This is a genomic window from Pseudomonas sp. FP198, from assembly GCF_030687895.1.
GTDB lineage: Bacteria > Pseudomonadota > Gammaproteobacteria > Pseudomonadales > Pseudomonadaceae > Aquipseudomonas.
Genome location: NZ_CP117452.1, coordinates 3,967,752 through 3,970,799, shown reverse-complemented (window position 1 = coordinate 3,970,799; position 3,048 = coordinate 3,967,752). Strand labels below are relative to the sequence as shown.

Annotated in this window: 1 protein-coding gene; it reads left to right on the top strand. The window is 60.0% G+C overall.

Translation table 11 applies throughout. The features are described from left to right. The first annotated feature begins 331 nt into the window (after positions 1–331). Positions 332–2,800, top strand: a complete 2,469-nt coding sequence (locus PSH78_RS18020; protein WP_305495920.1) for a TonB-dependent receptor — start codon at positions 332–334, stop codon at positions 2,798–2,800. Positions 2,801–3,048 lie beyond the last annotated feature (248 nt).

Below are 3,048 nucleotides of genomic sequence, written 5' to 3'. Positions count from 1 at the left end.
AAGGGAGATCGTTCCCACGCTCCGCGTAGGAACGATCGCTTCAATCAACAAGAGGCCGGTGCCCTTCGCATCGGCTTTTTTTTGAGTTTTTGCGCGAATGATAAATAAACTCATTCCGGTTTTTCCCAGGTGCTGCGTCTTACTAAGGTATGCGGGCAAATCGGCCCGGGCAGGGCTGCCCAGGCGCCGGTTGTGTCCAGGAAAAATTTAGCTGTCGTCCAGCCGGATGACCGTACCCGGGGAGGGGTCGGTCAGCGGTACACCGTGCTGGCGAGCGGCAGGCCCTTCGGCCCCCATGGACTTTTCACTTCTACCAATAATAGAGAGCACGATGTCGGCAATTCATGAGTTGAAACCGCTGTTCAAGGCATTGGTCATGTCCCGCGGCCTGCGTTCGCGCCGGGTGTTGACGGGCCTGGGTCTGGTCTGCGTGTTGCCGTTGAGCGCCCAGGTGATGGCTGAAAACGTCAGCATCAACATCCCTGCGCAACCGCTGCCGCAGGCATTGCAAGCGTTCGGCGAGCAGACCAACCAACAAGTGATCTATAACGCCGACGAACTGGCCGGCCTGAAAAGCAATCGCGTCAGCGGCAAGATGAGCCCGCAAGCGGCCATCGCCGAATTGCTCAAGGGCACCGGCGTGCGCCACAGCCTCGAGGGCAATACCCTGATGCTGGTAAAGGGCTCCGGCGCAGGCCTGGAGCTGGGCGCGACCACCATCAACGCGCAGCAGCCGGAGGCCACCACTGAAGGCAGCAACTCGTACACCAGTAATGCCGTGACCATCGGCAAGGGCACTCATACCCTGAAGGAGATTCCGCAGTCGATCACGGTGATGACGCGCAAGCAGATGGATGACCAGAACCTGGTCAGCCTCAAGGACGCCGTCAACCAGACCACCGGCGTCGTCGGCCTGCAGGGCGTCGGCCAGGGCATGATCCTGTCGTCGCGCGGTTTCCAGATCGACGACTGGCAGTACGACGGTGTGCCGATCCCGCGTAACACCTACTCGCTGGGCAACTGGGCGACCCAGGACCTGATCTTCTTCGACCGCCTGGAAATCCTCCGTGGCGCGTCCGGCCTGCTGCAAGGCACCGGCAGCCCCGGCGGCGCCGTCAACCTGGTGCGCAAGCGTGGCCAGAGCGCCCCGACCGTGACCCTGACCGGCAAGGCCGGCTCCTGGGATCACTACGGCCTGCAACTGGACGCCGGCGGCCCGCTGAACGAGGCCGGCAACATCCGCGGCCGTATCGTCGCCGACGAAGACCAGAGCAATTCCTTCGTCGATCATGCCTGGAACAAGACCCACTCGCTGTATGGCTCGCTGGACATCGACCTGAGCGAAGACACCACCCTGGGCTTCGCGGCCAGCCAATCCAACGGCGAGTCGCGCGGCAACATCCGCGGCTTGCCACGCTACGCCGATGGCTCGATGCCGGACGTGTCGCGCTCGACCTACACCGGCGCGCGCTGGAACCGTTCCGATATCGACGTCACCACGCTGTACGCCGACCTGGAGCATCGCTTCAACGAGGATTGGGCGTTCAAGGTCGGTGCCGTGCAGATGACCGAAGACAACCAGGCGAAAAACCAGCGCACGCAAAGCCCCGGTGGCCTGCTACCGGATGGCAGCCGCGTGCAATATGCCGACTTCGTCACCGACTTCCAGTCCACCAAGGTGGGCCTGGACATGAACCTGGTGGGCAAGTTCGAAGCCCTGTCGATGGAGCAGGAGGTCATGCTCGGCGGCAACTACTCCCAGCTGGAGACGGACGACAAATACGCCCGGACCTTCAACAGCAGCACCGACAATATCTTCGACCTCGACAACAACCGTCCGGACATCAGCTATGAGGGCCTGATCAACAGCCCGGGTGGCATGGGCACACTGAGCAAGTACGACATCCGCCAGAAAGGCGTATACGGCACCTGGCGCGTCAAGCCGGTGGACGACTTGACGCTGATCCTGGGCTCCCGGGTCAGCTGGTATGACTTCAGCTACAAATCGAAAACCGAACGGGCAACCGGTATTACCCCCAACGCGCCGAGCACTGGAAGTGAGACGGGGGAGGTCACGCCATACGCCGGTATCGTCTACGATTTGACTCGTGAGTGGGCGGTGTACGCCAGTTACACCGACGTGTTCCAGCCGCAGACCAACGTTGATGCCAACGGCTCCGTGCTCAAGCCCGTCATTGGCACCAACTATGAAGTGGGTCTTAAAGGTGAATTGATGGACGGTCGGGTCAATACTTCCCTGGCTGTCTTCCGCTACGACCATGAAAACCGTGCGGTCAATGACGGCGGTTCGGGGTGTGGTGGCTTCGGTTGCTCGACAGCCTCGGGCAAGGTGCGCAGCCAGGGCATCGAGGCCGAGATCAGCGGTGAGGTGATCGACAATCTGCAGCTGTTCGCGGGCTATACCTACAACACCACCAAATACCTGGAAGATCCGGATAACGAAGGCAGTGTCTTCAGTACCTGGACGCCGAAACACATGTTGCGGGTGTGGGGCAACTACCAGTTCACTGGCGACTGGAACCGTGCCAGTGCCGGCCTGGGCTTCACCACTCAAAGCCATACGCAGGTCTTCGACCTCAACTATGACGTACCGGGTTATACCGTTTGGAATGCCCGTGTCGGCTATCAGTTGACGCCGGAGATCGGGTTGGCGGTCAATGCCAACAACCTGTTTGACAAGACGTATATCACGCCGGCTTACAACCAGATCAACGGTAACAACAACTTCGGTGATCCGAGGAATCTGATGTTTACCGTGAAGTACACGCCGCAGTTCTGATTTTCTACGGCAATAGAAAACCGACCCGCCTTGTGCGGGTCGGTTTTTTATAGGGTCAATTTCGCTGGAAACGCAAACCCCGTGGCGCGGGAGCAAGCTCCCTCGCCACGGGGTTGTCTTTTCCTCGGGACAACGGCTATTTGCTTGTGGAATTGGAGGCCTGGGCACATTTGCCGTCGATGCAAGATGACCCACCGCCTTCGCGAGCAGGCTCGCTCCCACAGTGGATCTTCAGTGAATATAAAACC